At 58.9% G+C, this 26674-nt stretch carries 27 protein-coding genes, 1 tRNA gene and 1 CRISPR repeat array; of the genes, 21 read left to right on the forward strand and 7 right to left on the reverse strand.

The annotated features are described in order from the left end of the window. The first annotated feature begins 295 nt into the window (after nucleotides 1-295). The 4 genes from rhuM (at nucleotide 296) to WCY17_RS04920 (ending at nucleotide 3190) form a co-directional block, all read left to right on the forward strand. Nucleotides 296-1285, forward strand: coding sequence for a RhuM family protein (gene rhuM, locus WCY17_RS04905; protein ID WP_372701052.1), 990 nt, complete (start codon nucleotides 296-298; stop codon nucleotides 1283-1285). Nucleotides 1286-1682: 397 nt separating this feature from the next. Next, nucleotides 1683-1964, forward strand: a complete 282-nt coding sequence (locus WCY17_RS04910; protein WP_372701053.1) for a type II toxin-antitoxin system ParD family antitoxin — start codon at nucleotides 1683-1685, stop codon at nucleotides 1962-1964. Nucleotides 1965-1993: 29 nt separating this feature from the next. Next, complete coding sequence (locus WCY17_RS04915) at nucleotides 1994-2254, forward strand: type II toxin-antitoxin system RelE/ParE family toxin (RefSeq protein WP_372701081.1); 261 nt, start codon at nucleotides 1994-1996, stop codon at nucleotides 2252-2254. A 63-nt stretch (nucleotides 2255-2317) separates the two neighbouring features. Further along, entirely contained in the window at nucleotides 2318-3190 is an 873-nt protein-coding gene (locus WCY17_RS04920) for a transposase (protein ID WP_372701054.1), read from the forward strand. Nucleotides 3191-3227: 37 nt separating this feature from the next. On the opposite strand, the gene WCY17_RS04925 is transcribed toward WCY17_RS04920, so the two are convergent. The 4 genes from WCY17_RS04925 to tpiA all read right to left on the reverse strand — a co-directional run bounded on the left by WCY17_RS04925 (nucleotide 3228) and on the right by tpiA (nucleotide 5304). Continuing rightward, nucleotides 3228-3668: an Arm DNA-binding domain-containing protein gene (locus WCY17_RS04925; RefSeq protein WP_372701055.1), complete on the reverse strand. Its 441-nt coding sequence runs from the start codon at nucleotides 3666-3668 to the stop codon at nucleotides 3228-3230. A gap of 187 nt (nucleotides 3669-3855) precedes the next feature. Next, nucleotides 3856-3940: transfer RNA gene (locus tag WCY17_RS04930), tRNA-Leu, on the reverse strand. 75 nt (nucleotides 3941-4015) lie between these two features. Beyond that, nucleotides 4016-4519: a preprotein translocase subunit SecG gene (secG, locus tag WCY17_RS04935; RefSeq protein WP_372701056.1), complete on the reverse strand. Its 504-nt coding sequence runs from the start codon at nucleotides 4517-4519 to the stop codon at nucleotides 4016-4018. Nucleotides 4520-4554: 35 nt separating this feature from the next. Beyond that, a complete protein-coding gene (tpiA, locus tag WCY17_RS04940) occupies nucleotides 4555-5304 on the reverse strand; it encodes a triose-phosphate isomerase (protein WP_372701057.1) in 750 nt (249 codons plus the stop codon). A 97-nt stretch (nucleotides 5305-5401) separates the two neighbouring features. Here tpiA and WCY17_RS04945 point away from each other — a divergent pair, with 97 nt between their 5' ends. Then, complete coding sequence (locus tag WCY17_RS04945) at nucleotides 5402-6121, forward strand: FAD-dependent oxidoreductase (protein WP_372701058.1); 720 nt, start codon at nucleotides 5402-5404, stop codon at nucleotides 6119-6121. A gap of 6 nt (nucleotides 6122-6127) precedes the next feature. After that, on the forward strand, nucleotides 6128-7327 hold the full coding sequence (locus tag WCY17_RS04950; RefSeq protein ID WP_372701059.1) for an MFS transporter: 1200 nt from the start codon (nucleotides 6128-6130) through the stop codon (nucleotides 7325-7327). Here WCY17_RS04950 and WCY17_RS04955 read toward each other — a convergent pair. Then, on the reverse strand, nucleotides 7322-9037 hold the full coding sequence (locus tag WCY17_RS04955; protein ID WP_372701060.1) for a sulfate adenylyltransferase: 1716 nt from the start codon (nucleotides 9035-9037) through the stop codon (nucleotides 7322-7324). The two genes, WCY17_RS04950 and WCY17_RS04955, sit on opposite strands and share 6 nt — an antisense overlap. Nucleotides 9038-9171: 134 nt before the next feature. Here WCY17_RS04955 and WCY17_RS04960 point away from each other — a divergent pair, with 134 nt between their 5' ends. The 15 genes from WCY17_RS04960 (at nucleotide 9172) to WCY17_RS05030 (ending at nucleotide 24750) form a co-directional block, all read left to right on the forward strand. Further along, nucleotides 9172-9741, forward strand: coding sequence for a 5'-methylthioadenosine nucleosidase (locus WCY17_RS04960; RefSeq protein ID WP_372701061.1), 570 nt, complete (start codon nucleotides 9172-9174; stop codon nucleotides 9739-9741). Between the two features lie 171 nt (nucleotides 9742-9912). Then, nucleotides 9913-12162, forward strand: coding sequence for a CRISPR-associated helicase Cas3' (gene cas3 / locus WCY17_RS04965; RefSeq protein WP_372701062.1), 2250 nt, complete (start codon nucleotides 9913-9915; stop codon nucleotides 12160-12162). 20 nt (nucleotides 12163-12182) lie between these two features. Next, the gene (gene cas5c, locus WCY17_RS04970) at nucleotides 12183-12857 is read left to right on the forward strand and encodes a type I-C CRISPR-associated protein Cas5c (protein WP_372701063.1); all 675 of its coding nucleotides are present in this window, start codon (nucleotides 12183-12185) and stop codon (nucleotides 12855-12857) included. After that, complete coding sequence (gene cas8c / locus WCY17_RS04975; protein ID WP_372701064.1) at nucleotides 12854-14650, forward strand: type I-C CRISPR-associated protein Cas8c/Csd1; 1797 nt, start codon at nucleotides 12854-12856, stop codon at nucleotides 14648-14650. The genes cas5c and cas8c overlap by 4 nt, the downstream gene beginning before the upstream one ends. After that, the gene (gene cas7c / locus WCY17_RS04980) at nucleotides 14647-15537 is read left to right on the forward strand and encodes a type I-C CRISPR-associated protein Cas7/Csd2 (protein ID WP_372701065.1); all 891 of its coding nucleotides are present in this window, start codon (nucleotides 14647-14649) and stop codon (nucleotides 15535-15537) included. Before cas8c ends, cas7c begins: the two co-directional genes overlap by 4 nt. Nucleotides 15538-15545: 8 nt before the next feature. Beyond that, complete coding sequence (gene cas4 / locus WCY17_RS04985) at nucleotides 15546-16172, forward strand: CRISPR-associated protein Cas4 (protein ID WP_372701066.1); 627 nt, start codon at nucleotides 15546-15548, stop codon at nucleotides 16170-16172. Nucleotides 16173-16186: 14 nt separating this feature from the next. Continuing rightward, nucleotides 16187-17227 carry a type I-C CRISPR-associated endonuclease Cas1c gene (gene cas1c / locus WCY17_RS04990; RefSeq protein ID WP_372701082.1) on the forward strand — a complete coding sequence of 347 codons (1041 nt, stop codon included), beginning with the start codon at nucleotides 16187-16189 and terminating at the stop codon, nucleotides 17225-17227. 5 nt (nucleotides 17228-17232) lie between these two features. After that, a complete protein-coding gene (gene cas2, locus WCY17_RS04995; RefSeq protein ID WP_372701067.1) occupies nucleotides 17233-17526 on the forward strand; it encodes a CRISPR-associated endonuclease Cas2 in 294 nt (97 codons plus the stop codon). Between the two features lie 196 nt (nucleotides 17527-17722). After that, nucleotides 17723-18146: direct repeats of the CRISPR family, unit length 32 nt; unit sequence GTCGCGCCCCGCGCGGGCGCGTGGATTGAAAC. A 360-nt stretch (nucleotides 18147-18506) separates the two neighbouring features. Further along, nucleotides 18507-18791, forward strand: a complete 285-nt coding sequence (locus WCY17_RS05000; RefSeq protein WP_372701068.1) for a type II toxin-antitoxin system RelE/ParE family toxin — start codon at nucleotides 18507-18509, stop codon at nucleotides 18789-18791. A gap of 13 nt (nucleotides 18792-18804) precedes the next feature. After that, nucleotides 18805-19107 carry a HigA family addiction module antitoxin gene (locus WCY17_RS05005; protein WP_372701069.1) on the forward strand — a complete coding sequence of 101 codons (303 nt, stop codon included), beginning with the start codon at nucleotides 18805-18807 and terminating at the stop codon, nucleotides 19105-19107. Nucleotides 19108-19283: 176 nt separating this feature from the next. Beyond that, nucleotides 19284-20321 (forward strand): TRAP transporter substrate-binding protein, encoded by a 1038-nt coding sequence (locus WCY17_RS05010; protein ID WP_372701070.1) that lies wholly within the window; start codon nucleotides 19284-19286, stop codon nucleotides 20319-20321. A 7-nt stretch (nucleotides 20322-20328) separates the two neighbouring features. Then, entirely contained in the window at nucleotides 20329-20802 is a 474-nt protein-coding gene (locus WCY17_RS05015; RefSeq protein WP_372701071.1) for a TRAP transporter small permease, read from the forward strand. After that, the gene (locus WCY17_RS05020) at nucleotides 20799-22085 is read left to right on the forward strand and encodes a TRAP transporter large permease (RefSeq protein ID WP_372701072.1); all 1287 of its coding nucleotides are present in this window, start codon (nucleotides 20799-20801) and stop codon (nucleotides 22083-22085) included. Before WCY17_RS05015 ends, WCY17_RS05020 begins: the two co-directional genes overlap by 4 nt. A gap of 56 nt (nucleotides 22086-22141) precedes the next feature. Further along, the gene (locus WCY17_RS05025) at nucleotides 22142-23269 is read left to right on the forward strand and encodes an alpha-hydroxy acid oxidase (protein WP_372701073.1); all 1128 of its coding nucleotides are present in this window, start codon (nucleotides 22142-22144) and stop codon (nucleotides 23267-23269) included. Nucleotides 23270-23283: 14 nt separating this feature from the next. Next, the gene (locus WCY17_RS05030) at nucleotides 23284-24750 is read left to right on the forward strand and encodes an FAD-binding oxidoreductase (RefSeq protein WP_372701074.1); all 1467 of its coding nucleotides are present in this window, start codon (nucleotides 23284-23286) and stop codon (nucleotides 24748-24750) included. A 66-nt stretch (nucleotides 24751-24816) separates the two neighbouring features. Here the strand turns inward: WCY17_RS05030 and WCY17_RS05035 are convergent, their stop codons facing one another. Next, nucleotides 24817-25608, reverse strand: coding sequence for an SDR family oxidoreductase (locus tag WCY17_RS05035; protein WP_372701075.1), 792 nt, complete (start codon nucleotides 25606-25608; stop codon nucleotides 24817-24819). Nucleotides 25609-25661: 53 nt separating this feature from the next. Next, nucleotides 25662-26432: a 2-keto-4-pentenoate hydratase gene (locus WCY17_RS05040; RefSeq protein ID WP_372701076.1), complete on the reverse strand. Its 771-nt coding sequence runs from the start codon at nucleotides 26430-26432 to the stop codon at nucleotides 25662-25664. Nucleotides 26433-26674 lie beyond the last annotated feature (242 nt).

Here is a 26674-nt window from a genome sequence, read left to right on the forward strand (position 1 = left end):
ACAAGACCATACCTTACTATGATGGCGTCTGCTCTTCTGCCATTTTATGTGCATCCAGCGCTCATACGGATATGAAAACCCGCACAAACCCGATGCCATACGGGTTTCTGGTGCTTTTCGGGCCGTTTTGGAGATATCCGAACGGGTGTCTGATACAGCAGGCCTGACCAGGACACAAGCATCACACGCCGCCTGCCTGGTGCAGGAAAGGTACGTTATAACAGACGGGCCTGGTACTGAAACCACCCCAACCGCACATTCCACGTAAATTCACCGCAGCCCAACCGGAGCGCCCATGAACGACGAGCAGCAGTTGATCATCTTTGAAGGCGAAGCCGGTCAGGTTGAAGTACGGCTGGGGGGTGAGACCGTCTGGCTTAGCCTTCAGCAAATTGCGGAGCTATTCAGCAGGGACAAATCAGTGATTTCCCGCCACCTGAGAAACATCTTCGCCACCGACGAATTGACCCGGGAGACAACCGTTGCAAAAAATGCAACGGTTCAACTCGAAGGAGGCCGGGAAGTCATCCGAAAAATCGAATACTACAACCTCGACGCCATTATCTCCGTAGGCTACCGCGTCAATTCGAGCCGTGCCACCCGCTTCCGCCAATGGGCCACGCAAACTTTGCGCGAGCACCTGACGCAAGGCTACACCCTGAACCGCCAGCGCCTTGAACAGAATGCCGCCGAGCTGGAAGCTGCTCTGACCCTGATAAAGAAAGCCGCAGCCGGTGATGCCCTGACCACCGACCAAGGGCGCGGCCTGGTGGACGTCATCGCCCGATATACCCATACCTTTCTATGGCTGCAGCGCTACGATGAAGGCCTGCTGACCCAGCCGCCCGGCAGCCCCGGTGGGGCGCTTCCGTCCACTGACGAAGCCCGCAGTGGCATTGCCCGACTGAAGGCCGACCTGATGGCTCGAGACGAAGCCACGGCCCTGTTCGGCAACGAACGCGAAGGCGGCTTGAGCGCCATTCTGGGCAACCTGGACCAAACCGTGTTCGGCGAGCCCGCCTACCCCACGGCAGAATCCAAGGCCGCCCATCTCCTGTACTTCATCATCAAGAACCATCCATTTTCAGATGGCAACAAGCGCATCGGCTCTTATCTGTTTGTGGATTTCCTGGCTCGCAACGGGCGCTTACAACGCAATGGCGAAGCAATAATCAACGATGTGGGCTTGGCAGCACTGGCCTTGCTGGTGGCTGAATCCGACCCGAAAGCCAAAGACGTGATGATTCGGCTGATCGAAAACATGCTGGCACCCAGCCAGCCCTGAGCGACAACAAAAAACCCGCACAAGCCTGATGCCATGCGGGTTTCGGGTGCTTTTCGGGCTGTTCTGGAGCAGCCCGATCTCAATCTGTGGTGCCGTCGGCGAGACTCGAATTCTTAGCATTCATGCGGGTCTTGAAAGACCCAGGCCGATGAAATACCCAAACAGATACCCAAAACGGCGGGCTTGGCACTTGTGGGGCTAAATAGTCCCACCGTATACCCGCGCCTGGGCACACTACGGTACAAGTAAAAAAACAAGCACTTCAAGGCACCGCAACAACCGAGGATTTCTCGGTTGTTCACCAGGCGCTTGCCCGCCATGGGCCATGGAGCTTCCACGCCCCTTTGAAGGAGGATAAAGTATGATTAAGTATGAATATCCACCAAGGTACAGCAGAATGTCCACCATTGAACGCCTGACCGTGACCATGCCTGCCGAAATGGCAGCCACACTCAAAAGCGCCGTCGATGCGGGTGAATACGCATCCACCAGCGAAGTCATCCGTGAAGCCCTACGCGATTGGTCTTTCAAACGCCAACTGATGCTGGATGAATTGGCAGCACTCAAACAGGACATCGACAAGGGACTTGCTGATGTCGCCGCCGGTCGCATCCGTGAATTCAATGCACAGCACATCGCTGAGCGGGGGAGAAAGCTATTAGCCGCACGCTCCTCCTGACCGACAACGCGGAAGCCGATCTAGCGGAAATCTGGTCGTATGTCGCAGAGGACTCCAGCGAAGCCACGGCAAACCGCCTGATTGCCACGCTATACACCACCTGCGAAAAAATATTGCCGTTTCCCGAGAGCCAGCCTGCACGGCCTCTCATTGCACCCGGCCTGCGTGTGACCTTTCATGGATCGTACGCGATCTACTATACGCATAGCCCTGCAGCCGTCACCATCATCCGCGTCCTTCATGGAGCGCGTGACATTGGGCGAGTCATCGCCGATGGCGGATTTCACTAGGAGGCTGTCGGGCTTTGCGTCGATAACCGGTAAAATAGCGTACCGTGCATGAGGTCAGAAGACATGAGCCGATTTCGCCCAATAGATCGTCAGACGCCATACCTGCTGTCGCCCTCGGTTCAGGACTGGTTGCCCGAATCGCACCTGGCGCGCTACGTGGTCGATGTGGTCGAAGGGCTGGATCTCTCGGCGCTGGCGCGCGAGTACGCCGGTCGTGGTTCGGCGGCATATCACCCGGCGATGCTGCTCTCGTTGCTGATCTACGGCTATGCCACAGGCATTCATTCAAGCCGCAAGATCGAACGGGCCACGTACGATTCGCTGGCCTTTCGCTATATCGCCTGCGATCAGCACCCGGATCACGATACGCTGGCCAACTTTCGGCGCCGCTTCGAGCGCGAGCAGGCTGAGTACGAAGCGAAGATGGCCAAGCGTGCTGCCAAAGAGAAAGCCACGGGCAAAAAACCCGGTGGTCGGCCCCCGGCACCGCCTACGGCTGGTCCCGGCGAGCGTGATCAGGTGAACCTCACTGATGAGGACTCGCGCATCATGAAGGTCTCGGGCGGTGGCTTTGAGCAAAGCTATAACGCGCAGGCGCTGGTCGTCGATACGCAATCGCTGCTGGTGGTAGTGCCTCATGCCACCCAGGCGGTCAACGACAAGGCACAGGTCGAACCGATGCTTGAGTGCGTGGCCTGCCTGCCCGAGGGTCTGAACGAGCCCGAGCAGCAGATGAAGCACCTGCTGAAGACCCGCGCAGGGCGCGCCGCTTACGCGCTACGCAAACAGACGGTCGAGCCGGTATTTGGCATTATCAAGTCGGTGATGGGATTTCGTCAGTTCTCGATGCGTGGTCTGGAGCACGTGCATCACGAGTGGACACTGGTGTGCCTGGCGTGGAATCTGAAACGCATGGCCGTATTGCGTCCGCAGTAAGCGTAAAACACAGGGAAATGGCGATTTTTGACCAAAATCATCTGTTTTGAGTCGGATACGCCTCTTTTTTCTCATATTGTGAAAATAATTCTCCAGATCTTGTTCCTACGAAGATCAAGCCCGACAGCCTCCTAGCCTCTTCCACAGCCTGCTGTGCAGCGATCTGCTCCGCATCTTTAGACGCCGCAGCGGCTCGCTGATGATCGTACAGGCCTTCAGGCCTGTCACCCATGCGTACTTGCTGGCGCAGCGCCTCTGTGGCCTTGTGAGCGTCTGCAACGCCCATGTCGGGATAGATGCCAATGACTCGGTTGCCGCGCTTACCTTCCGGCGTCTGGAATCTGACCCGCCATTGTTTCCCACCAGTAGGAAGCACTACGAGGAACAAGCCATTGCCCGATGCCAAGGTATAGGCGACATCTCTCGGACGAGCCTTGCGGGCCGCAAGATCAGATAGTTGTTTGGCAATTTTGGGCATGTCGGGTCTTCAATTGGGCCATCCTTGGGTATTTGGGTTTTAACATACCCAAACACATACCCAAAAACGCGGGATTGTCTGACCTGATCTGATTCACCCAAGCATGAAAAAACCCGCAAGAACCTAATGTTCATGCGGGTTTCCGGTACTTTCAGGGCTGTTCTGAAACAGCCTGTTTTTTTAACTATGGTGCCGTCGGCGAGAGTCGAACTCGCACAGCTTTCGCCACTACCCCCTCAAGATAGCGTGTCTACCAATTCCACCACGACGGCGCACTGCATGAAAGTCAGCGATTGTAGCATGAAGAATCGGCCTTCTCTGCAGGGCGGGGTCTGACGCACACCCGATCAGTCTCCGGCAGCCTGGCCCGTGCTGCCTGGTGCCGGTATCGCGGGGACCGACGCGGCAGACGAGGCACCACTGGGTACAGCCCCCGGGACGGCAGGCGCACTGCCGGCCGCACCCGAAGCGCCGCCTTGCGCACCAGGCGCTTCGGGCGCGGCCGGCACTGATGCCCCGAGTTCAGGCACCGCCGAACCGGTTGGCGCCGTATCGGCCGGGGCCGAAGAAGTGAACCCCTGCATGATGCCGGAGTCGAGCGGCGAGCCTGATGGGTGGTGCGCAATCCATGCCAGGCCACCCGTGGTGGCGAAAAAGACGATGGCGGCCCATTTGGTGGCGCGCGACAGGAAGTTGGCCGCGCCCGCCGAACCGAATACGCTGCCGGCCGAACCGCTGCCGAATGCAGCCCCCATGTCGGCCCCCTTGCCCTGTTGCAGGAGCACGAGCGCAATGACCAACAGCGAGGACAGGACCTGCAGGGTTTGCAGTATTGTGGAAAACAATTGCATGAATGAGTACTCCGCCGAATGTTTGCGTGCCCGGATCAGGACACGGCAGCCGCAATGCCGAGAAAACTGTCGGCCTGCAGCGAGGCCCCACCGATCAGGGCCCCGTCGATATCATCCTGAGCGAACAGTGCCGCCGCATTGTCGGGCTTGACGCTGCCGCCATACAGGATGCGGGTGGCGCTGGCCCCGTGCCGGGCCAGACTGGCGCGGATCAGTGCGTGGACTTCCTGGGCCTGCTCGGGCGTGGCGCTGCGCCCCGTGCCGATGGCCCATACCGGCTCATAGGCAATCACGAGACGGGACAGGGCATCCGCGCCCAAGGCCAGGACCGGATCGAGCTGATCGCCGACGACGCATTCGGTTTCACCCGCTTCGCGGTCGGACAGCGTTTCGCCCACACAGACCACGGGCGTCAGGCCGGCCGCCAGGGCGCCAGCGGCCTTGGCCGCAACCAGCGCGCTGCCTTCGCCATGCAGGGCACGCCGCTCGGAATGACCACACAGAACCCAGCGACAGCCGAAATCGGCCAGCATCGCGCCAGAGATTTCGCCCGTATAGGCCCCTTTTTCGTGGACGCTGACATCTTGTGCGCCCCAACTGATGACGCTATCGGCCAGGGCCATCTGCGCCTGTGCCAGATAAACGAAGGGCACGCAGACAGCCAGTTCAGGCTGGCCGCGCAGGCGGGCCGTGCCATCCCGGATACCCGCAAGCAACACTGCATTGTCAGCCAGGCTGCCATGCATTTTCCAGTTGCCCATGATCAGGGGCCGCCGCATTGCCATGCCAATACCACCATTTGAAAAATCGGTAACCCTGCATTGTAGCGTGTTTGGGGCGTATCATGAATCCAGACCCTGTTCACATTTCAGGAGGAAAGACATGGCCATCTACACCGTCACGCTCAGCGGAAAAAAACAGGTCGCCGAAGGCACCTTCGAGTTCCTGCTGAGCAAACCCGAGGGCTTCAAGTATCGGGCCGGACAGTTTTTCGACATTCTGCTCGAACCCATCGCCGACGCCCCGAAAAGCAGTTACGTACACGGGTTTTCATTCGCGAGCGCACCGTTCGAAGCCAGTCTGGCCGCCGCCACCCGCATGCGCGGTACGCCATTCAAGAATGCCATCCGCGACTTGCCGGATGGCACCGAAGTCAAGATCGACGCCTGCTTTGGCAGCTTCACTTTACCCAAACAGACCACCACGCCCGTGGCTTTCCTGATCGGCGGCATCGGCATCACACCGGTGCGCAGCATGGTCATGCAGGCCAGCCACGACCAATCAGCACAGGCGCTTACGCTACTGTACGCCAACAGGACGCCCGCACAGGCCGCTTTCACCGAAGACCTGCGCGAATGTTCGCAGCAGAATCCGCACTTCACCTTTGTGCCGGTCTACACGGACCCCGGGCAGCACGTGGACGGCGCCGAGCACGGCATGATCGATGCCGCCATGATCCGCCGCCACGTGGCGGACATCCCTGGTACCCTGTTCTATCTGTCCGGGCCCGCCGGCATGGTTCGGGCCATGCGCGCCATTCTGATGGACGAATTGAGCGTGGACGAGGACAATATCCGCACTGAAGAATTCGATGGCTATTGATACTCCGTGAGCGAGGACCCCCAGGATTTCAGCCTGCGCAAGATTGCAATCGCGGCATTCGGGCCCTCGCTGCTGTTCGGGATCGGCGAAGGGGCGATATTTCCAGTCGTGGCACTCAGTGCCCGCGACGTTGGCGCATCCACGGCCTGGGCGGGTTTCATCGTTGCACTCATCGGGCTGGGCGCCCTGGTGGCCAACATCCCGGCTGCTGCGCTGACCACCCGCTTTGGCGAGCGTCGGGCGATGGTGGGTGCGGCGGCATTCAGCCTGCTCGGGCTGGCGCTGTGCCTGCTGGCTGCCGAACCGATATTGCTGGGCGTCGGCATATTGATGGTCGGCATGGCCAGCGCCGTGTTCCTGCTGGCCCGGCAAACCTGGCTGATCGAAGCGGTACCCATTCCACTGCGCGCACGCGCCATGTCCACCCTGGGTGGCACCATGCGTATCGGCCTGTTCGTCGGGCCGTTCATCGCCGCACTGTTCATTCAGCTGCTTGGCCTGCGTGGCGCCTATTGGGCGGCCATGCTGGCCGTTCTGGCGGCCGGCCTGCTGTCGCTGCTGATTCCCGATCTGCCCGGCAGCCAGCAGAAACGGGGCGCGGCCTCCAGCCCGCGCATGGGCGAACTGCTCGGCCTGCATGCGCGCGTGCTGCTGACGCTGGGGATCGCCTGCAGTCTGGTCTCGGCGCTGCGCGCCTGCCGCCAGATCGTGATCCCGCTGTGGGCCGACCAGATCGGCCTGGATGCCACCGATACCGCCCTGATCTATGGCCTGATGGGGGGTGTCGACATGTTGCTGTTCTATCCGGCCGGCATGATCATGGACAAGCGCGGCCGACTCTGGATTGCACTGCCGTCCTTGCTGATCATGGCCAGCAGCCTGATGGTCATGCCGCTGAGCACCGGTTTTGCCAGCCTGCTGCTGATCAGCCTGGTCCTGGGCCTGGGCAACGGCATCGGCTCGGGCATCGTCATGACCATCGGCGCCGATGCTTCGCCCTCGAAGGGGCGCACGCATTTCCTGGGGGCCTGGCGCACCATCAGCGATCTGGGGGGCGGCACCGGGCCATTGCTGCTTTCGGCCATCACGGCTCTGGCTTCGCTGGCCTGGGGTATCCTGACCATAGGCGCCATTGGCTATGTGGCCGCCTGGATGTTCTGGCACTGGCTGCCGCACGCTCGGTCCACGACAGCCATCAGATCATGAACCCTCGTCCGCCCCGCGGTAGCGCCGGTACGGCATGTCATTCCAGATGCGTTGCTGCAGACGATTGTTGCTGACCGTCGGTGGAATATCCTGAAGAAGATCGCGCGCCGCCTGCAACTCGCGTTCGACCTCGGCACGATCCTGATACATGAACTGGTCTGATGTCTCATCCTGCGCCTGGGCGAGTTTGTTTTCGAGGTCGCCGATGAGATCCTTCTGATAGCCAGCCACAGCATCCCGGGCCTCCGTGATCCAACCGGGCTGGACATTTCTGTTGACATCCAGCAGCGCGCTGTATTCACGGTAGATGTCACCGTAGAGGCGGGAGGCATGCTCACGCACGTCACGACAGGCCGCCTCGAGATCGGCCACGCCGAGGTCTTCTTCCTTCAGGGGAACAGCCCGGGCCTGACCCCCGAGCGCCGCGTATTTCATGTAGTAGGGGAATATTTTCCTGACCACGCCACCCACGTGCATGGTACCGAAGTCGCGCTCATCGACCCCCTTGGGCTGCACGCCCTGCATGGCGGGCAGCGCGGATTCGGGCCGGACCACCTCTTTGGGCGGAATGATGCCAAAGCGCAGCATTTCCCGAATTGCAGTACCCGAGATATTCAGGTGATGACGTTCATCGTGGGGGCACGTCTGCTCGGTGGCATGACAGGCACAGCGCATGCAGTAAAACACTTCGTGGAACAGGCGCACCGAGATCCCGAGTTCCTGTGGGTCGTATTCATCGAAGATGCTGTGCCCGGCGTATTTGTCATAAAAACTGCCGATACCGGCATGATCCCGCCCGATGAGCGCATGCGTGCAGCCGTAGTTCTTCATGATCAGCGCATGCAGGACGGCCTCGCGCGGACCGGCAAAAATGTAGGTGACGCGCAGCGGCGAGAGGATGGCGCGATCTTTGGGATAGTACGTGTCGAGCACATTGCGATAGGCTCGTACCCGGTACTCGGGGCGCACGAACTCGCGCTTGGCCATCTCGACCAATGGCTGCAGAAAAACGCCATCCACCTCTTCGAGCGCGTTGCGATGGATGTATTCATGACCCCGATGCAGTGGGTTGGCGCCGGTAATGAATCCGGCGACCGACTTGAATTTCCGTTCTTCGTAGAACAGGTGCCAGATGTCCCTGGGTTCTCGGCGCAGGGCCTCGAACGGGCCCCAATCCACACGATTGAGCAGGTACAGGTGGCCGCCAATCGAGACGTCACCCATGCGTTCGAAAATGGACGCGACGCCAGGATGGCTACGATCCGTAGTGCCGAACAAGTGCTTCGCACGATGCTCGCGATCGTAGTCGAACAAGTCGTTGACCTCGAGCCTGGCCACCGGATTGCCTTCATGATCGACCAGGGCCACGCTGTCGCCCACCGACAACTTGCCGATGATTTCAGCATTGCGCCGCCCGACCGGCGCAAAGCTCAGTGGTACGGGCCAGATGGTGCCATCGGCCAGGCGCCCCTTCTCGAGGCTCGACAGATAGTCGGCCTGATTCATGAAACCCTTGTTGGGCGACAGGACACCGGTGCAAATCATCTCGATCGTGATGACGGCCTGCAGGTCGACCATGATGGCCGGAAGGCTGCGTGCCTGTTCGATTTCCTGATTTCTCCGTTCAGGCGGTACGACCTGGTCGACCAGATGCCCACCGTGCGGCGTCTGTGGATAGTCGTCGAAACGCAACGGGGCTGAATCGTGCATGGCTGTCTCCTGATCTGTTGGTGCGGGCGCAAACGATGCCCGAATGGTAGCAGACCATCCAGGCCACGGGATTCGCTACACTGTGAACCGATCCGAAACCCCATGAGCCATGCCATTTCCCGCTGGAGGTCTGTATGCCCCGAGAGAAGTTGCTCATCGCGGTTGCGTTACCCCAGGAACTGGAACACGCAGCCATGATCCACGATATCCCGGTGATCTACACGGGCGTGGGCAAGCTGAATGCCGCACTGTCGCTGATGGACGCCATCGAACGCCACCGGCCGGACCGGCTGATCAACTACGGTACGGCCGGGGCCCTCGCTGGCCGGGCCGATGGCCTGGTCGAAGTGGCCGAAGTGATACAGCGCGACATGGATACCGAGCCGCTGTTCCCGCGCGGCACCACGCCATTCGATGACACGCCGCCCGTGCTGTCGTCGAACGCTGACGGGCTGCGCTGCGCAACCGGAGACAATTTCCTGCAGGCCAGCGACCCCTGGCTGCTCGAGCAGGGCGTGGATCTGGTCGACATGGAGCTGTTTGCCCTGGCCGCAGTGTGCCATCGCCGGCAGCTTCCCTGGCGCGCATTCAAATTCATCACCGATGACTCGAACGACAATTCGGGCCGGGACTGGGCAACTCGGGTGCACCTGGGGCAGGCGCTGTTCCTGGCCCGGCTGGATGAACTGCTGGCTGGACGCTGACGTGGCACCTGAATCACCCAGAGCCTGATGCCACCAAACACCTTGAAACGTTAGGCCATATCGTTTACATTTGACTACATCAGCCGGCCTGTAGCCGATAATGGCCCGCGACGGCCTACGCCGTCGCTGCTGTCGATATCGTTGCTTTCCCACCATGGGGGCTTCAGACGATTGCAATACTTTGCTCATTCCGCCGTCGACAAGAGCCAGGAGCAATGGCAATTGCTCGCAACGCATCTTTCAAATGTGGGGGACATCGCGTCGACCTTTGCATCCGTGTTCGGAGCAGCCGATGCGGGGAAAGTGATTGGGCTGCTGCACGACCTGGGCAAGTACACGCAGGAATTTCAGGCCCGCTTGCATGGCCAGCGCCAGCGAGTCGATCATTCAACCCAGGGCGCTCAAATCGCCCTGCATCGTTTTGGCCCGATCGGCCAGATCCTGGCCTACGGTATCGCTGGCCATCATGCAGGTCTGGCCAATGGCATGGGCACCGGTGAACGGACGGCACTGGCCGAACGCCTGGCAGCGCAATTGCCGCCACTCGATCCGATCTGGGAGCATGAGGTCACGCTGCCGGCCGATTTGAACGCACCGGAAGGGTTCACCCCATATGGCACGACCAGGCAGGAATCCAAAGCCCGTGGATCATTCCAGCTTGCATTCCTGACACGCATGTTGTTCTCTTGCCTGGTCGACGCTGATTACATAGACACCGAACGTTTCTACCAGCAGATCGAAGGCAGTGCCGACCACCGGCAACGCTGCATGCCATCGTTGGCTGACCTGCGTGCACAACTCGATTTCCATTTGGCCGGGTTCACTGGCGATAGCAAGGTCAACCGATTGCGCGCCCATATATTGGCGCATGCGCGCGCGCAGGCTGGGCATGAACCGGGGATGTTTTCGCTCACCGTACCGACTGGCGGGGGCAAGACACTCACCTCATTCGCGTTCGCGCTCGATCACGCTATTCAACATGGTCTTGAACGTGTAATTTTCGTCATCCCATATACCAGTATCGTCGAGCAAACTGCTCAGGTTTTCCGTCGCGTGCTTGGACCACTGGGCGAAGACACGGTTCTGGAACATCACAGTGCCTTTATCGAACGCCCACCCCACGACAACGACCCAGAAAAATACCAGGCACGCCAAAAACTGAGGCTTGCCATGGAAAACTGGGATGCTCCCATTGTGGTCACAACGGCAGTGCAATTCTTTGAGAGCCTGTTTGCTGCACACCCATCTCGCTGCCGGAAACTCCATAATATCGCTGGAAGTGTCGTTGTCCTGGACGAAGCACAGACCATGCCACTGAATCTGATCAAGCCATGCGTTGCAGCAATAGACGAACTTGCCCGCAATTATCATACGAGCCTGGTATTATGCACCGCTACGCAGCCTGTTCTCGAAGCTCCGGAATTTGAAGGCGGGCTCACCAACGTACGCGAACTGGCACCTGAGCCAGTACAACTCTTCAAGCAGCTCAAACGTGTTCATGTCCGCCATGTTGGTTCGGTAAATGACGAATGGCTGGTCTCGCAGATGCGCGAACATGAACAAATTCTTGTCATCGTCAATAACCGTAGTCATGCACGCACGCTCTATCGGGCAATCGACGCTGCACCTGGCGCATTTCATCTGACGACACTCATGTGCGCCAGACACCGCAGCAAGACACTGAATGAAATACGGCTCCGCTTGAAGAAAGGCCTGCCCTGTCGGCTGGTGAGCACCAGTCTCATCGAGGCTGGCGTCGATGTTGATTTCCCAATCGTACTTCGTGCCGAAGCCGGGCTGGATTCCATTGCCCAGGCGGCTGGCCGCTGTAACCGCGAAGGCCTGCGTACCCCTGCTACGAGCGAGGTGATGATATTTGCAACTGATAATCCGGACTGGATCCCCCCAGTTGAGCTCAAACAATATGCACAAACAGCCCATGAAGTATTGCGAGACCTTGACCGCGATCCACTGTCTCCGGATGCCATCCGTGCCTATTTCACACAACTCTATTGGCAAAAGGGTGATCAATCATTGGACTCACACGATTTGCTCGGCTTGCTGGCACGTAGCCGTCCTGACTCTCTACCCATGGAAATACTGGCACAAAAATTCAGAATGATCGAGGATACGCAGGTACCGGTCATCATCCCCTGGGATGACACGGCACGCGCATTGGTCGAACAATTGAAATTCGCTGAAGGTTGTGCGCGTGTAGCTCGCCGACTGCAGCCTTATCTGGTACAGGTGCACCGCAACGGATTCGATGCCTTGCGCAGCGTCGGCGCCATCATTCCGGTAGCGCCGGACAAATGGGAGGAGCAGTTCATGGTACTGGCACATGAGGGTCTGTACGACAGGCATTGCGGTCTGAGCTGGGATCAACCCAACTTGATCGGTACCGAATACCTGAACTGGTGACACACAACGGAGAATCATCCATGGCTTACGGTATCAGGTTGAAAATCTGGGGTGAACGCGCCTGTTTCACCCGCCCCGAAATGAAGGTAGAGCGGGTTTCCTATGACGTCATCACGCCGTCAGCTGCTCGCGGCATCCTGGAGGCCATCCACTGGAAACCTGCCATCCAATGGCATATCGACCGCATTCACGTACTGAAACCCATACGTTTTGAATCCATCCGCCGTAATGAGGTTGGTGGCAAAATATCGAGCGCCAATGTGAAAAGTGCAATGAAAAAGAACTCGCTCAGCGGCCTCGGTAACGCCGTTGACGAAGACCGACAACAACGCGCAGCCCTTATCCTGCGTGACGTAGCCTACGTGATTGCGGCGCACTTTACTCTTACTGGCAAAGCCGGTCCGGATGATTCAGAAGGCAAGCACCTTGACATCTTCAAGCGCCGCGCGCGCAACGGCCAATGCTTTCAGCAACCATGCTTGGGTGTACGGGAATTTCCGGCACACTTTGCACTGCTCGAAGAGGATGATCTCATAACGGACGCACCGGATGGCGCTGCCGGTGTACGCGATCTCGGCTGGATGCTCCACGACATATCTTTTGCACAGGGCGCTGTTCCTCATTTCTTCCGCGCGCAAATGACCGATGGTGTGATCGATGTACCGCCCTGGCACAGCACGGAGATCAAGGCATGATTCTTCTGGCATTGACGCGCTACTACGAACGCCTGCGGGAGCAAGGCAGCAAAGGGTTGGCACCGCCAGGCTACAGTCCTGTCGGCATCAGCTACGAAATCGTGCTGAACATGGTGGGTGACATCGTGGCAGTCAATGACATCCGAGAAACTTCAGGCGGCAAGCTCCGTCCGAAACCCCTGATCGTGCCACAACCGCCCAAGCGTTCAAGCAACATTGCACCCTGTTTTCTATCGGACAAGACCAGCTATGTACTTGGAGTGAGCGCTACGAGCAAGCGAACCAAAGAAGAGCACGCAGCATTCAAGGCGCGACACCTGGATGCACTGAATGATGCAGATGATCCGGGGCTGCAAGCTCTGTGCAGATTCCTCAGGCGCTGGACTCCAGAACAATTTGTCACTACAGGGATTTTCAATGAAGACATGCTGGATGCCACACTGGTGTTTCGGCTGGACGGCAGCCGACAATATCTGCATGAACGTGAAACAGCCCGCGTTGCATGGGCACGGCTGATCAGTACGGATGACACCGTGGCTGCCCAACCGTGCCTGATTACCGGAAAAATCGGAGCGCCAGTCCTTTTGCATCCATTCATCAAGGGCGTGCGGGGTGCACAGAGCTCGGGCGCCTCGATTGTTTCCTTCAATCTCGACGCCTTCAAATCATTTGGCAAGGAACAGGGCGCCAACGCCCCCGTCTCGCAAGAAGCGGCGTTTGCCTACACCACTGCACTCAACCATCTGCTGCGCGCGGGTCCTGACAATTTTCAGAAGCTGCAGATCGGTGACATCACGGTAGTGTTCTGGGCTGAAGCCGATGACAGTGAGCAGGCGCAGGAGGCGGAACTGACCTTTGGCACCCTCCTGAATGGCTTCGCGCCCGATGATGACAGCGAGGCCCAGAAGATTCGCAACATACTGGACAACATTGCCCAAGGTCGTCCGCTCGATGATGTCAACCCAAAACTCAACGACACCACCTTGATGTATGTCCTTGGTCTGGCACCCAATGCTTCGCGTCTGTCCATCCGCCTATGGGAGATCGCCACATTAGGCACCTTTGCCCACCGTATCTTGCAACACACGGAGGATTTTCATATTGAACCATTACCATGGAAAACGGCGCCATCAACGTGGCGTGTAGCGCTCGCCACCGCCCCCATCCGCACTGGCGCGAAACCCAAGATAGATGACGTTGCCACCAACCTGGCCAGCGATATCCTGCGCTCGGTGCTCACGGGCCATCCGTATCCGCGAAGCATGCTGGCGACCACATTGATGCGTATGCGCTCGGATCATGTCATTTCCGGTCTTCGTGTTGCGATTTGCAAAGCCATCCCCACCCGAGAACGCCGGCTGGGCCTACATCAGCAAGAGGAGAAACCACCTGTGAGCTTGAACAAGGAATCCAAACACCCTGGCTATAGGCTGGGACGCCTTTTTGCCACACTGGAGGATGCGCAGCGTTGTGCGCAGGGGAAAATCAATGCAACTATTCGAGACCGTTATTATGGCGCAGCGTCATCCACGCCAGCGTCAGTCTTCCCTATCCTGCTGCGCAACACACAAAATCACTTGAGCAAACTTCGAAAGGACAAACCAGGCCTTGCTGCCAGCCTGGAAAAGGACATTCGCGAAATCATCGATGGTCTTCCTGAGGCCTTCCCACGCAGCCTTCCCATGGAGGCGCAGGGCCAGTTTGCCATCGGCTATTACCATCAATTTCAGGCACGCTTTCAAAAATCAACGCAAGATAAAGACGATGAGCACATCGAGGAAATAGCCATATGACCATCATCGAAAACCGTTATGAATTCGTCTATCTCTTTGACGTCACCAACGGCAACCCCAACGGCGACCCGGATGCAGGCAATATGCCGCGTCTGGACCCAGAAACCAACCACGGCCTGGTAACCGATGTCTGCCTGAAGCGAAAGGTACGAAATTTCATTGCTCTCGACAAGGAAGGTTCGCCCGGTCATGCCATCTATATGGCAGAAAAGGCGATCCTCAATCTTCAGCACCAGAAAGCCTGGGATGCCACCGCCATCAAGCCCGACAAAAAGGATGGCTACAAAAGACTGCCGAGAAGCGAGGTTGATGCCCGCAGGATTACTGATTGGATGTGCAGCAATTTCTATGACGTGCGGGCGTTTGGCGCAGTCATGACCACGGGAGTCAATGCAGGACAGGTGCGCGGCCCAATACAAATGGCCTTCGCTACATCCATCGACCCTGTCATTCCGCTGGAGATATCCATTACTCGGATGGCTGTCACTACAGAACAGGAAGCCGAGGCCCAGAGCGGAGATAACCGTACGATGGGTCGCAAACATATCATCCCATATGGCCTATATCGTACCCATGGCTTCATTTCAGCCAAGCTTGCTGAACGGACGGGATTCTCCACAGAGGATCTGGAACTCTTTTGGCAAGCACTCACCAACATGTTCGAACACGATCGTTCAGCAGCACGCGGTGAAATGGCAGCCCGCAAGCTCATCGTGTTCAGGCATGATAGTGCCATGGGTAATGCCCCTGCACATCTCTTATTCGAGACAGTCCGAACAAAGCGCCCGGATGATGTCGAAGGCGCGCCACGTAGCTATGCCGATTACACAGTCGATATCGATCGTGGGACCATGCCATCTGGTGTATCCATGCAGGTACTCCTGTAGATCCAGCCGTGGATGCCGACGATTACATCCCTATTTCTGCACTCCAGCATTATCTGTATTGCCCTCGTCAATGCGCACTGATACATCTGGAGCAGCAGTGGGCTGAGAATCGCTACACTGCCGAGGGTCGTGTGATGCATGTGCGGGCTGATCAGCCTAAAGGCCAGAATCGTCGTGGCGTGCGTACCGTCACAGCCATGCCAATAGTACATGTGGAGCTGCAAATTACGGGTTTGACCGATGTTGTGGAATTTTTGCAGATGGGCACTGGGGAGCGGCCGTTCCCTGTGGAATACAAGCGGGGGCGCCCAAAGGCACACCGAGCGGATGAAGTTCAGTTATGTGCCCAGGCACTATGCCTGGAGACCATGTTTGGGGTGTCAGTACCCGAAGGTGCGCTTTATTATGGGAAGACCCACCGCCGCAAACAGGTCTCCATGGACCCCGTACTGCGTCGCCTGACGACCGACACGATAGCCGCCGTACGCGCGATGCTCAATAACCATGAAACGCCCCCTGCTCACTATGAATCTGGGCGTTGTGATCACTGCTCGCTGTTTGATTTGTGTCTGCCGAGAGTTACATGCAAGGAATATAGTGTACAAACTTGGCTGACAAGAGAACTTGCAAGCTGAAAGGAGCCTCGATCATACGCAAGCAACTCAACACCCTATATGTCGCTACCGAAGGCGCATGGCTCACCAAGGATGGCGCCAATATTGTCATGAGCGTCGATCATCAGGAGCGCGCTCGAGTACCTGCGCACATGCTGGAAAGCCTTGTCTGCTTCGGGCGCGTATTGGTGTCTCCACCATTGCTTGGCTACTGTGCCGAGCAGAAGATCAGTGTCAGTTTCCTAACCAATTACGGAAAATTCCTTGCTCGTGTCGAGGGGCCTGTTTCGGGCAACGTGTTACTGCGCCGTGAGCAATATCGCGCGACTGACGACCCAGCGCATTGCACCCGCATCGTGCGCAATATTCTCGCTGGCAAACTCCATAATCAAAGAGCAGTCCTCGGTCGAGGTTTGCGCGATCATGGCAATAAACTCACTACTGCCGCCAGTGCAGCACTTGCACATGCTCATCGTCGCCTGAAATTCATCAGGACGGTACTCATGGATGATCAAACAGTCGATCTGCTGCGTGGCCATGAAGGAGAGGCGGCACAGGCTTACTTCGGTACCTTCGATCACCTTATCCAGGTACCAGATGCCGAACTGCGGTTTCACGGCCGCAATCGCCGGCCACCAACGGATCCCGTCAATGCTCTCCTTTCTCTCGTCTATACGCTGCTCACACACGATTGTCGTTCGGCATTGGAGACCACTGGTCTCGACCCTTCCGTTGGTTTTCTGCACCGTGACCGGCCTGGACGGCCCAGTCTGGCGCTGGACATGGCTGAAGAATTCCGCGCATTTTTGGCTGACCGCTTGGTTCTATCCTTAATCAATCGTCGACAGATCACGGCCAAAGGCTTCCTCATCATGGACTCGGGAGCCGTAGTGCTGAAGGAAGACACGCGCAAGATTGTGCTCACAGCCTACCAGGAGCGCAAGCGCGAGGAACTGCTACAGCCCTTTCTTGGAGAAAAAGTAGCCATTGGATTGCTGCCATTTATTCAGGCACAACTGCTTGCCCGCCACCTGCGAAGAGATTTGGATGCTTACCCGCCCTTTCTATGGAAATAGTTGTCATGATGGTTCTCGTCAGTTACGACATTGGCCACACTGAAGAAAAAGCTGGAGCGCGTCGGCTACGCCATATCGCCAGAGCCTGTCAGGATTTTGGTCAGCGCGTACAGTATTCAGTATTTGAGATCGAAGTAGATAATGCACAGTGGGTCAGGCTCAAAGAGAGACTGAAGGACATCATTGATGGCGATCATGACAGCTTACGTTTTTACTATCTAGGTGCGAATTGGCAGAGCAAAGTCGAGCACGTTGGTGCTAAAACAACATTGAACTTGAATGCACCCCTTATTTTTTGAGTATGGCCTACTCACCGATCTGCGAACCCCAATCGATCTCAATCTCCCTGACCTGTTCGCACCGTCTCAATCAATTGATTTAAAACAAAATTTTTGAACGGTATGTTCGAGCACACTCGTTGAGCAACGCGCATGGCTTCAGTTCGCAAAACACAAGGGTTTTTATTCTGACCGTAGAATGGTTTATAAAGACACAGTCGCGCCCCGCGCGGGCGCGTGGATTGAAACCTGTGTGTAGTATAATATAGCATGAAAAGGTAAGTCGCGCCCCGCGCGGGCGCGTGGATTGAAACTTCTGAAACCCAGTTGTGTCTGCGCCAATGACAAGTCGCGCCCCGCGCGGGCGCGTGGATTGAAACTGCGAGCGTATAATACCCGTCCGTCCAACCGGCGGTCGCGCCCCGCGCGGGCGCGTGGATTGAAACATCGGCCCAGCCCGCCAGGATCGCATTGAGCAAGTCGCGCCCCGCGCGGGCGCGTGGATTGAAACAGTTGGAAGGGAAGCGCTTCGGCGAATGGCTCGGTCGCGCCCCGCGCGGGCGCGTGGATTGAAACGCGCAAATTCGGCTTCACGAACGACACCGATACGTCGCGCCCCGCGCGGGCGCGTGGGCACGTCCACCGCTCCTGATGGATATTTGTTGGAATTTGGTCGGGTAGTGTGATGGATATGGGGTAATCCTCCTCGAGATGCTTGAATAAAGTCATCTTTTGGGGGAATCCCTTGCTTCCTAAGATTCGAGACGCGCCCAGCGTGCCATGACCTGCTGAACGACCCAAGCTTTTTTTCGCTGCTGTTGCGAATTGACCGTAAACTGGCCCAGACTCATCAGACCCAGGGCTGTCCCTGTAGTGGGGTACTGTATCGAGCAGTCGATTTCGAGCCGTCGGGTTGCAATATCCACATTGCACCAAAACAAGTTCGCAGGTGGCAAGACCTGAAACAAGCATTTGACGCTTAACGTTAAACGACATAGAATTTGGTTGTGATCAGAAGCTTCCGATGCCTTGAGACCCGTGCTTTATACGAAGGGCATCGCGCTCTTCGATTCACGAACGTGAGGGCTGTCGCCGAGCGCAAGCTGCAGTTGCTCGATAGCGCCAACACGCTTGGCTTTCTGCGATCCCCTCCGGGTAACAGGCTGGAAGCTCTCAAAGGAAACAGAGCTGGACAACACAGCATTCGCGTCAATGACCAATGGCGTATCTGCTTTGTCTGGACAGATGACGGCCCAACAGACGTCGAGATCGTCGATTACCACTGAAATGGAGATAGCCATGTCCAACAACGGTATGCGCCCGATCCACCCGGGCGAAATCCTGCGAGAAGAATATCTCGCGCCTTTGGGGATGAGCGTCAACGCCCTGTCCACCAGACTGCACGTCCCAGCCACTCGCATGAACGAGATCGTTCGCGAACGCCGTGGCATTACCCCTGATACCGCCCTGCGGTTGGCCGCGTACTTCGGCGGAGACGCGGCATCCTGGTTGAATCTGCAGCAGGCCTATGACCTCAAGATCACAGAGGCCAAAGTGGCCAAAATGATCGCCGAAGAAATTCAACCGCTTGAGCACGCTTGAAGAAGAAGGCCGTCGCAACCACCCTGGATGATGAAAGGCACTGGGGATGTGGGAGAGATCGGGCAGCCTCAAATACCGCCTGCTGTTGACAGCATGGCCGTTAATCAACGATGATTCTGCCACTGCCCGCGCCAATCATGGCGCGGGTTCGGTTTATCAGGACACTGGATTCAGACATGAAAAGAAACATTCTTGGGCTACTGGGTGCTTCGACGCTGGCTCTGGCGCTGGCACTGCCGTCAATCGCCCATGCGGCTGACTACACATTGCGCGCCAGCCATGCAGAAGCGGCAGATAGCCCACTGGACAAGGGTTACCACGTTTTCAAGGCGTATGTCGAAGGGGCCAGTGCCGGCAAGATCGAAGTCATCATCTCGCCAGCCAGTCAGCTGGGCTCGATCACCGACGTACTCGAGCAAGTGAAGGCAGGCGCCATCCAGGTCGCACAGGCCGATGAACAGACGCTGGATACGTTCTACAAGCCCATGATGATTCTGGCCGCGCCCTACCTTTTTTCCAATGACGAAGAGGCACGCGATTTTCTGGCCAGTGATCTGTTCGCCAGGATCAACGAAGACATGGCCAATGAAACGGGCCTGCGCATGCTGTCTGCCGGCTCGTACGGCTTTCGCAACTTCACCAACAACAAGAAGCCCATCCAGTCCAAGGACGACATGAGCGGCATCCGCATGCGCGTGCCACCCAGCCCCATGTCGCTCATCATGGTCGAGGCCATGGGCGGCTCGCCCACCCCGATCCCCTGGGAAGAGCTCTACAGCGCATTGCAGACCGGCGTGGTCGACGGTCAGGAAAACCCGATCGGCATCATCAACGACTATTCATTTGCCGAGGTACAGAAGCACCTGACTCTCGACGGCCACCAGATCGGCCTCACGAGCATCATCGTCAGCGAGCAGTTCCTGCAAAGCCTGCCCGTCGAACTGCGCGAAATCGTCCGGACCGGCGCGCAGATGGCCAGCGCCACCGAATACGGCGAACGCAATTACCAGGCCCGCGTCACCGGTGTGAATGACCTGAAGGAAAAGGGCATGGAAATCGCCTTCCCCTCGCCCGAAGAAATCGCCACCTTCCGCGATGCCGTGACAGCGCCGATCCAGGAATTCCTGAACAAAGAACTCGACCCGGCTTTCGTGAAATCGGTCTATGGCGAGATCGATGCCATCCGGGCCAAGAGGCGCGCGCTCGTCGAATAACCGATCCGTGGCTGTGATCAACGCCTTCCGGAAAGTGGTCGACGCCCTGCTCGCCCTGGCTCTGGCCGTCATCGTAACAGCGATGCTGTACCAGGTCGGGGCACGCTATCTTTATCATGCGGCGCTGCCATGGCCCGAAGAACTCTCCCAGCTCCTGCTGGTGATCCTGTCATTCTTTGGCATGTATCGCGCCATCGATGAAGACCTGCACATCCGGTTGAATCTGATCCCTGCGCATCTGTCGGGGGTCGCCGTCAGGGCGCTGAAAACCGTGGCGATTCTGGCCTCGACCGCCTTCCTTGCCTATATCAGCTTCGGGGGCTACGAGCTGGCCCTGCGCAGCTGGAACCAGCCATCGATGGCCATGCGCCTGCCCATGGGCTGGTTCTACCTGGCCATACCGGTCGCCTGCGGCCTGTCCGTACTGGCCCTGATCGGCCGACTCGCTGAACTCTACACAAAGGATCCGCGCCAGGAATGACGGCCGCCATCCTGATCATCCTTCTCGCCGTTCTGTTCATCATCGGCGTACCCATTGCCTTTGCGATTGGTGTGCTGGCCCTTGTCGGGCTCTGGATGTCCGGCATCGCCAACCCTTCCATCGCAGCGCAGCGCATGTTCGCGGGGATGAACAGCTATGCGCTGCTCGCACTGCCACTGTTCATACTGGCCGGCAATATTCTGGTCAAGGGCGGCGTCATCCAGAGGTTGATCGAATTCGCCGACATCATGGTGGGCCGCATACGGGGCGGCCTTGCGTATGTCAACGTCGTGTCCAATCTGCTGATGGCCGGGCTGTCGGGTTCGGCAACGGCCGACACGGCTGCCCTGGGCTCGGTGATGGTGCCCATGATGAAGGCTCGTGGCTATACCGTAGAGTTCGCGGCCGCCCTGACGATCTCGGGGGCGATCATGGCGCCCATCCTGCCTCCCAGCCTCATCATGGTGATCTACGCGATACCCGCGAAGATCTCCATTGGCGCGCTGTTCTTTGCGGGCATCCTGCCGGCGGTGCTGATCGCTGTACTGCTCATGCTGTATCTCGCATATGCCTGTCGCAATCATCCACTCGTACAGGATCGGGCGCTGGGTCTGCGGGTCATGCTTACGGCAATCATCACGGCCCTGCCGGTACTGGCCGCGCCCCTGGTAGTCATTGGTGGTGTCCGGGGGGGCGTGTTCACCGCCACCGAAGCCGCTGCCGTGCTCTGCGGCTATGCGTTGGTGCTGTGCTGGATTGCCTACCGCTCGGTCGGGCCACGGGCGCTGTTCAAGGTGTTTCAGGAAAGCGCCATCACCACCGCCACCATCATGGTCATCATTGCGACATCGAATCTGTTCGCATGGTACCTGGCCATGGAAAACGTACCCAATGCCACCCGCGCACTGTTCATGTCCCTGACCAGCGATCCACACGTGTTCCTGCTGATCGTGGGCGTATTTCTGCTGATTGTGGGCGCATTCGTGGACACGGTGCCTGCCATCCTGATCTTTGTGCCCATTCTGCAGCCGACGGCGGTGCAGTTCGGCATCGAGCCCATCCACTTTGCCATCGTCGTCATCGTCAACCTGATGATCGGGCTCAACACGCCGCCCGTCGGTACCAACCTGTTCGTGATCTCGTCGATCTCGGGCAAGTCCATGCTGCAGGTGGCACGCGCACTGCTGCCATTCTATTTCGTCAAGCTCGTGGCGCTGGCACTGATTACCTACATACCGGCCATTTCCCTGTGGCTGCCGCGCGTGGCAGGTCTGATCAAATGACACCAGCCAGGGGCACAGGCATGGGCGCACAGCCCGCATGACCAGGGGACAGCGGCGTGCAGATCCTGAATTTCGACTTGGCGCGCGCCTGCGCACAACGCCGTCTGCCTCGCGGGGTCTTTGAATATATCGACCGGGGCACCGAGGATGAGACGGCCATCCTGGCCACACGGCACGCCTTCGATGCACACCGCATCATGCCACGGGTGCTGCGCAACGAGGCACCGCCCGACACCCGTGTGACCATTCTTGGTGAAAACTGGAACCAGCCTTTCATGGTGGCCCCCACAGCATGCGCAGGGCTGGTGCACTACAACGGTGAAATCGAGCTGGCCCGGGCCGCCGAACGCTTTGGCATCCCGTTCTGTGCCGCCACCGAGGCCATCACGGACATTTCAGGCATTGCGCACTCCGTACGTCGCCAGCCCTGGTTTCAACTCTATGTATGGGAACCACTGGAGTACAGCCTCGAACTTCTGGATCATGTACGAGCGCTGGGGGTGACCACGCTGCTGGTGACTGTCGACACGCCGGTGGCACCCAACCGGGAATACAACATCCGCAACGGGTTTGACATACCTTTCAGATTCAGCATGCGCAATATTCTGGATCTTGCCAGACACTGTGGCTGGGTTGCGCAGGTCATGCTGCCTTATATCCGGAGAGGCCGGCTACCCGACTTCGCCAATTACCCACCCGCATTTCGCGCCACCCTGCTGGGCCCGGGGGCGGCGGGCTCGCTGACCCACCACCCGCGCCTGAGTTGGGATATCCTGCGGCAACTGCGTGAGAAATGGCCAGGCCATTTCGTGATCAAAGGGATTCTTCACCCGGACGATGCACGCATGGCGGCCGACATGGGGGCCGAGGGAATCGTCGTCAGCAGCCATGGCGCACGCAACTTCGATTCGGCCATGACCGTCCTGGACGCCTTGCCGGCCATCGTCCAGACCGTGGGCGGACGATTGACGATCCTCGCCGACAGCGGAGTGCGGCGCGGCAGCGACATTTTCAAGCTTCTGGCCCAGGGTGCCCAGGGTGTGCTCACGGGCAGAGCGATGCTCTACGGCCTGGCCTGCGATGGCCAGCACGGTGCGACCCGGATGATGCAGATCCTGGCCGGCGAATTGACCACGACCATGCGCTTCGCCGGCTGCCGAACGGTCGACGACATCCGAACATGAACAGAGGTGAATCCATGGATCAGAAAAAATCCGACAACTTTCTGCAGGACCTGGCATCGGTGGTTGGCCCGGCCAACGTCCTCAGGGAAGCCAGCGACCTGGCCGCCTATCTGGTGGACGAAGAGCGTCGGTACCAGGGCAGTGCCCTGTGTGTCGTCCGGCCGGCGTCCACCCAGGAAGTCTCCCGCGTTCTGACCCTGTGCCACGAGGCGGGTGTTGCCGTGGTCCCCCAAGGGGGCAACACCGGCCTGTGCGGCGGCGCCACCCCGCCAGCGGGCATCGATGTGATCGTCCTTGCGCTGGCCCGCATGAGCAGGATTCGCGCCATCGACCCCTCGAACAACACGATGACCGTGGATGCGGGCTGCACGCTGGCCGCCGTGCAGGCGGCAGCAGCAGCATCGGATCGCTTGTTTCCCATGTCCCTGGGCAGCGAGGGCAGTTGTCAGATCGGTGGCAATATCGCCACGAACGCAGGCGGCACGAATGTATTGCGCTATGGCCCGATGCGCGACCTCGTCCTGGGCATCGAAGCCGTCCTGCCCGATGGACGCATCATGAATGGCCTGAAGGCACTGCGCAAGGACAATACAGGCTATGCGTTGAAACACCTGTTCATCGGCTCCGAGGGCACCCTGGGCGTCATCACCGGGGCGGTTCTGAAGCTGTTCGCCAAGCCGGCCTCACAGGCGGTTGGCCTGGCTGGCATGAAGGACATCGATGCCGCCATGCGGCTGCTTGATGAAATCCAGCGCCGGGCAGGCGGCACCCTGACGAATTTCGAACTCATCTCGAGCGCCCAGTATGATCACGTCATGGCCCTGCCCAACAAACCCAATGACCCGCTATCGGTGCGCCACCCCTGGGCGGCGATCGTCGAACTGACCGATCCCGACCCGGCAGCCGCGCTGGAGGACCAGTTGGCCACCAGCCTGCACGATGCCATGGAACAGGGCATCGTGACCGAAGGGGTTCTGGCAGCCAGCCAGGCCCAGGCCGGGCAGATCTGGGCCATTCGCCACGCAGTCACAGAGGCCAACCACCGGGCGGGGCGCTCTTTGTCGCATGACACCTCGGTGCCCGTTTCACGGGTTCCGGATTTCGTTCGTGGTGTGGAAAAACAGGTTGCAGAACATTTTCCCACCGCCAGGCTGGTGTTCGTCGGCCATGCGGGCGATGGCAATATCCATGCCGAAGTCATCCTGCCGCACGACAGTGCCCATGCTGCAGATCTGGACAGCATTGCAACCGCCATCAATGCCACGATCAATGAAGTGGCGCTGTCCCTCGATGGCTCGATCAGCGCCGAGCACGGCATCGGACGCCTGAAACGCGACGAACTGCAGGCCTATCTGGGCGCTGTCGATCTCGACCTCATGCAGGGCATCAAGGCCCTGTTCGACCCCAAGGGGCTGATGAACCCCGGCGCGCTCTTCCAGCATTTCAAGGCGGCCCCGACCGGGCGACCTGACCGATCATGAGCCGGTTTCACCGGCTGGGCCATTCTGCCCCGCCCTGAAGGATGGCGTGGTTTGCCGCGCGCCTGATCAGAAGGTCCCCGGATAGGCGCCGCCATCCAGGAGTATGTTCTGCCCTGTCAGGTAGGCGGCCTGTTGGCTGCACAGAAAGGCACAGAGCTGGCCGAATTCCTCCGCGGTACCGAAGCGCCCGGCCGGAATGCCATCCAGGCGCGCACGCTTGACCGCCTGCACATCGACCTGCCGCTTCGCGGCTTCGGCCTCGAATGTCGCCCGCAGGCGATCCGTGGCAAAGAACCCGGGCAGCAGGTTGTTGATGGTTACCCCCTGGGCCGCCAGTTCCCCACGCGCCAGGCCGGCGATGAACCCGGTCAGCCCGCTGCGCGCCCCATTGCTGAGCCCCAGTTGCGCCAGCGGCGCCTTGACGGCCACCGAGGTGATGTTGACGATGCGCCCGAACCGGCGTGCGGCCATGCCATCGACCAGCGCCTTGATGAGTGCGATCGGGGTCAGCATGTTGGCATTGAGTGCGGCCTGCCATTCTGCCGTTCCCCAATCGCGAAAGTCACCTGGTGGCGGGCCGCCCGCGTTCGTCACGAGGATATCGTAGTCGGCGCCCGTGCGCTGCAGGACGGCGTCGCGCCCCGCCTCGGTCACGATGTCGGCCGCCACGGCCTGCACCTGTATTCCCTCGCCCGCTGTCGCCCGCAAACGCTCGACAGCCGCCTGCAAGGGTTCGGGCGTGCGCGCCACCAGGGTGACATGTGCGCCCTCGGCCACCAGGGCCTGGGCGCAGCCAAAGCCCAGACCCCTGCTGGACCCGCAGACCAGCGCCCGTTTTCCGGCAATACCGAAATCCATTTTTTCTGCTCCTTTCAAAGGCATTTCCGGGGTACGGACTGCCTGTGCCCCTATCAGTGTTCGACGTTCACCGTGACCGATCCCAGGCCTTCAATATCGAAGCGGAATACGCACGGTTCTTCGGCAAACACCGTTCGGACGAAATTGCCGGTCGTGACGATCGTGCCGGCCGGCAGCGCTTCACCTCGCCTGGACAGGTGCTCGCTGAGCCACACCAACGGCATCAGGGGATGCCCCAGTACGCCCCGCCCGCTGCCTTCGCTCTCGAGCTGCCCGTTGCGGTAGATCTGTCCTGTGCAGGCCGCCAGATCGGGCCATTCGGACACGAATTCACTCGTCACGATGCCATGGTTCCATGAATTTTCAGCCACCAGCGTGAGGAGATCGAGGGGTTCCGAGTAGTCGGCATTGCGGTCATCGATGATCTCGATCGACACACATACGGCATCGACTGCTTCTGCGGCCTGCGCCAGATCACGCAATGGCGCATCGGGTTCGATCGTCTTGCCGATCCGGGCGGCCACCTCGAGTTCCAGCCCCAGACGCCCGTAGTCAGAGAGATGCAGCGTGGCCGGCGACTGCCGCACCATGCTCGCGTGCACCACCCCGGAGATGGGATGAGGAATGCCGGTCATGTCCTGCATCGCCCTGGAGGTCAGACCAATCTTGTACCCTGCAGGCACCTCGCCCTGATCTTGTAAAATCTTCACGAATTCGTCCTGGACCGCATAAGCCGCAGCCAGGTCGTCAATGCCGAACGCCGAACCCAGCGAATGAAAACGGATCTTCTGCTGATTTTCAAGGATCAGCCGCTCAGCAGCCATGCGCGCATTTTTCATCATATCTCCAATTTGTGGATTGTCCGATTGATCGCGATCATCGATTGCGGCATCGTGACCACGACCATTGCCAAGTTGTTGACATCCTCCCCTGCCTAAAGTCGGGGGATTCCTACGGCGCTCACCCCAGCATCGAGCCGGAATGAGCCGCTTCGGTGGGTTCCTGCTGCTGGCGACATTACTGCATCGCTCACTTCACAGGCGAACCGGGCGTGTCCCGCCCTTAG

The organism is Castellaniella sp. (assembly GCF_041677825.1).
GTDB lineage: Bacteria > Pseudomonadota > Gammaproteobacteria > Burkholderiales > Burkholderiaceae_B > Castellaniella.

Coding starts and splice junctions, on each gene's coding strand:
- rhuM (WP_372701052.1), top strand. CDS start 296: ATGAACGACGAGCAGCAGTTGATCATCTTTGAAGGCGAAGCCGGTCAG.
- WCY17_RS04910 (WP_372701053.1), top strand. CDS start 1,683: ATGTCCACCATTGAACGCCTGACCGTGACCATGCCTGCCGAAATGGCA.
- WCY17_RS04920 (WP_372701054.1), top strand. CDS start 2,318: ATGAGCCGATTTCGCCCAATAGATCGTCAGACGCCATACCTGCTGTCG.
- WCY17_RS04925 (WP_372701055.1), bottom strand. CDS start 3,668: ATGCCCAAAATTGCCAAACAACTATCTGATCTTGCGGCCCGCAAGGCT.
- secG (WP_372701056.1), bottom strand. CDS start 4,519: ATGCAATTGTTTTCCACAATACTGCAAACCCTGCAGGTCCTGTCCTCG.
- tpiA (WP_372701057.1), bottom strand. CDS start 5,304: ATGGCAATGCGGCGGCCCCTGATCATGGGCAACTGGAAAATGCATGGC.
- WCY17_RS04945 (WP_372701058.1), top strand. CDS start 5,402: ATGGCCATCTACACCGTCACGCTCAGCGGAAAAAAACAGGTCGCCGAA.
- WCY17_RS04955 (WP_372701060.1), bottom strand. CDS start 9,037: ATGCACGATTCAGCCCCGTTGCGTTTCGACGACTATCCACAGACGCCG.
- WCY17_RS04960 (WP_372701061.1), top strand. CDS start 9,172: ATGCCCCGAGAGAAGTTGCTCATCGCGGTTGCGTTACCCCAGGAACTG.
- cas5c (WP_372701063.1), top strand. CDS start 12,183: ATGGCTTACGGTATCAGGTTGAAAATCTGGGGTGAACGCGCCTGTTTC.
- cas8c (WP_372701064.1), top strand. CDS start 12,854: ATGATTCTTCTGGCATTGACGCGCTACTACGAACGCCTGCGGGAGCAA.
- cas7c (WP_372701065.1), top strand. CDS start 14,647: ATGACCATCATCGAAAACCGTTATGAATTCGTCTATCTCTTTGACGTC.
- cas2 (WP_372701067.1), top strand. CDS start 17,233: ATGATGGTTCTCGTCAGTTACGACATTGGCCACACTGAAGAAAAAGCT.
- WCY17_RS05005 (WP_372701069.1), top strand. CDS start 18,805: ATGTCCAACAACGGTATGCGCCCGATCCACCCGGGCGAAATCCTGCGA.
- WCY17_RS05010 (WP_372701070.1), top strand. CDS start 19,284: ATGAAAAGAAACATTCTTGGGCTACTGGGTGCTTCGACGCTGGCTCTG.
- WCY17_RS05020 (WP_372701072.1), top strand. CDS start 20,799: ATGACGGCCGCCATCCTGATCATCCTTCTCGCCGTTCTGTTCATCATC.
- WCY17_RS05030 (WP_372701074.1), top strand. CDS start 23,284: ATGGATCAGAAAAAATCCGACAACTTTCTGCAGGACCTGGCATCGGTG.
- WCY17_RS05035 (WP_372701075.1), bottom strand. CDS start 25,608: ATGGATTTCGGTATTGCCGGAAAACGGGCGCTGGTCTGCGGGTCCAGC.
- WCY17_RS05040 (WP_372701076.1), bottom strand. CDS start 26,432: ATGGCTGCTGAGCGGCTGATCCTTGAAAATCAGCAGAAGATCCGTTTT.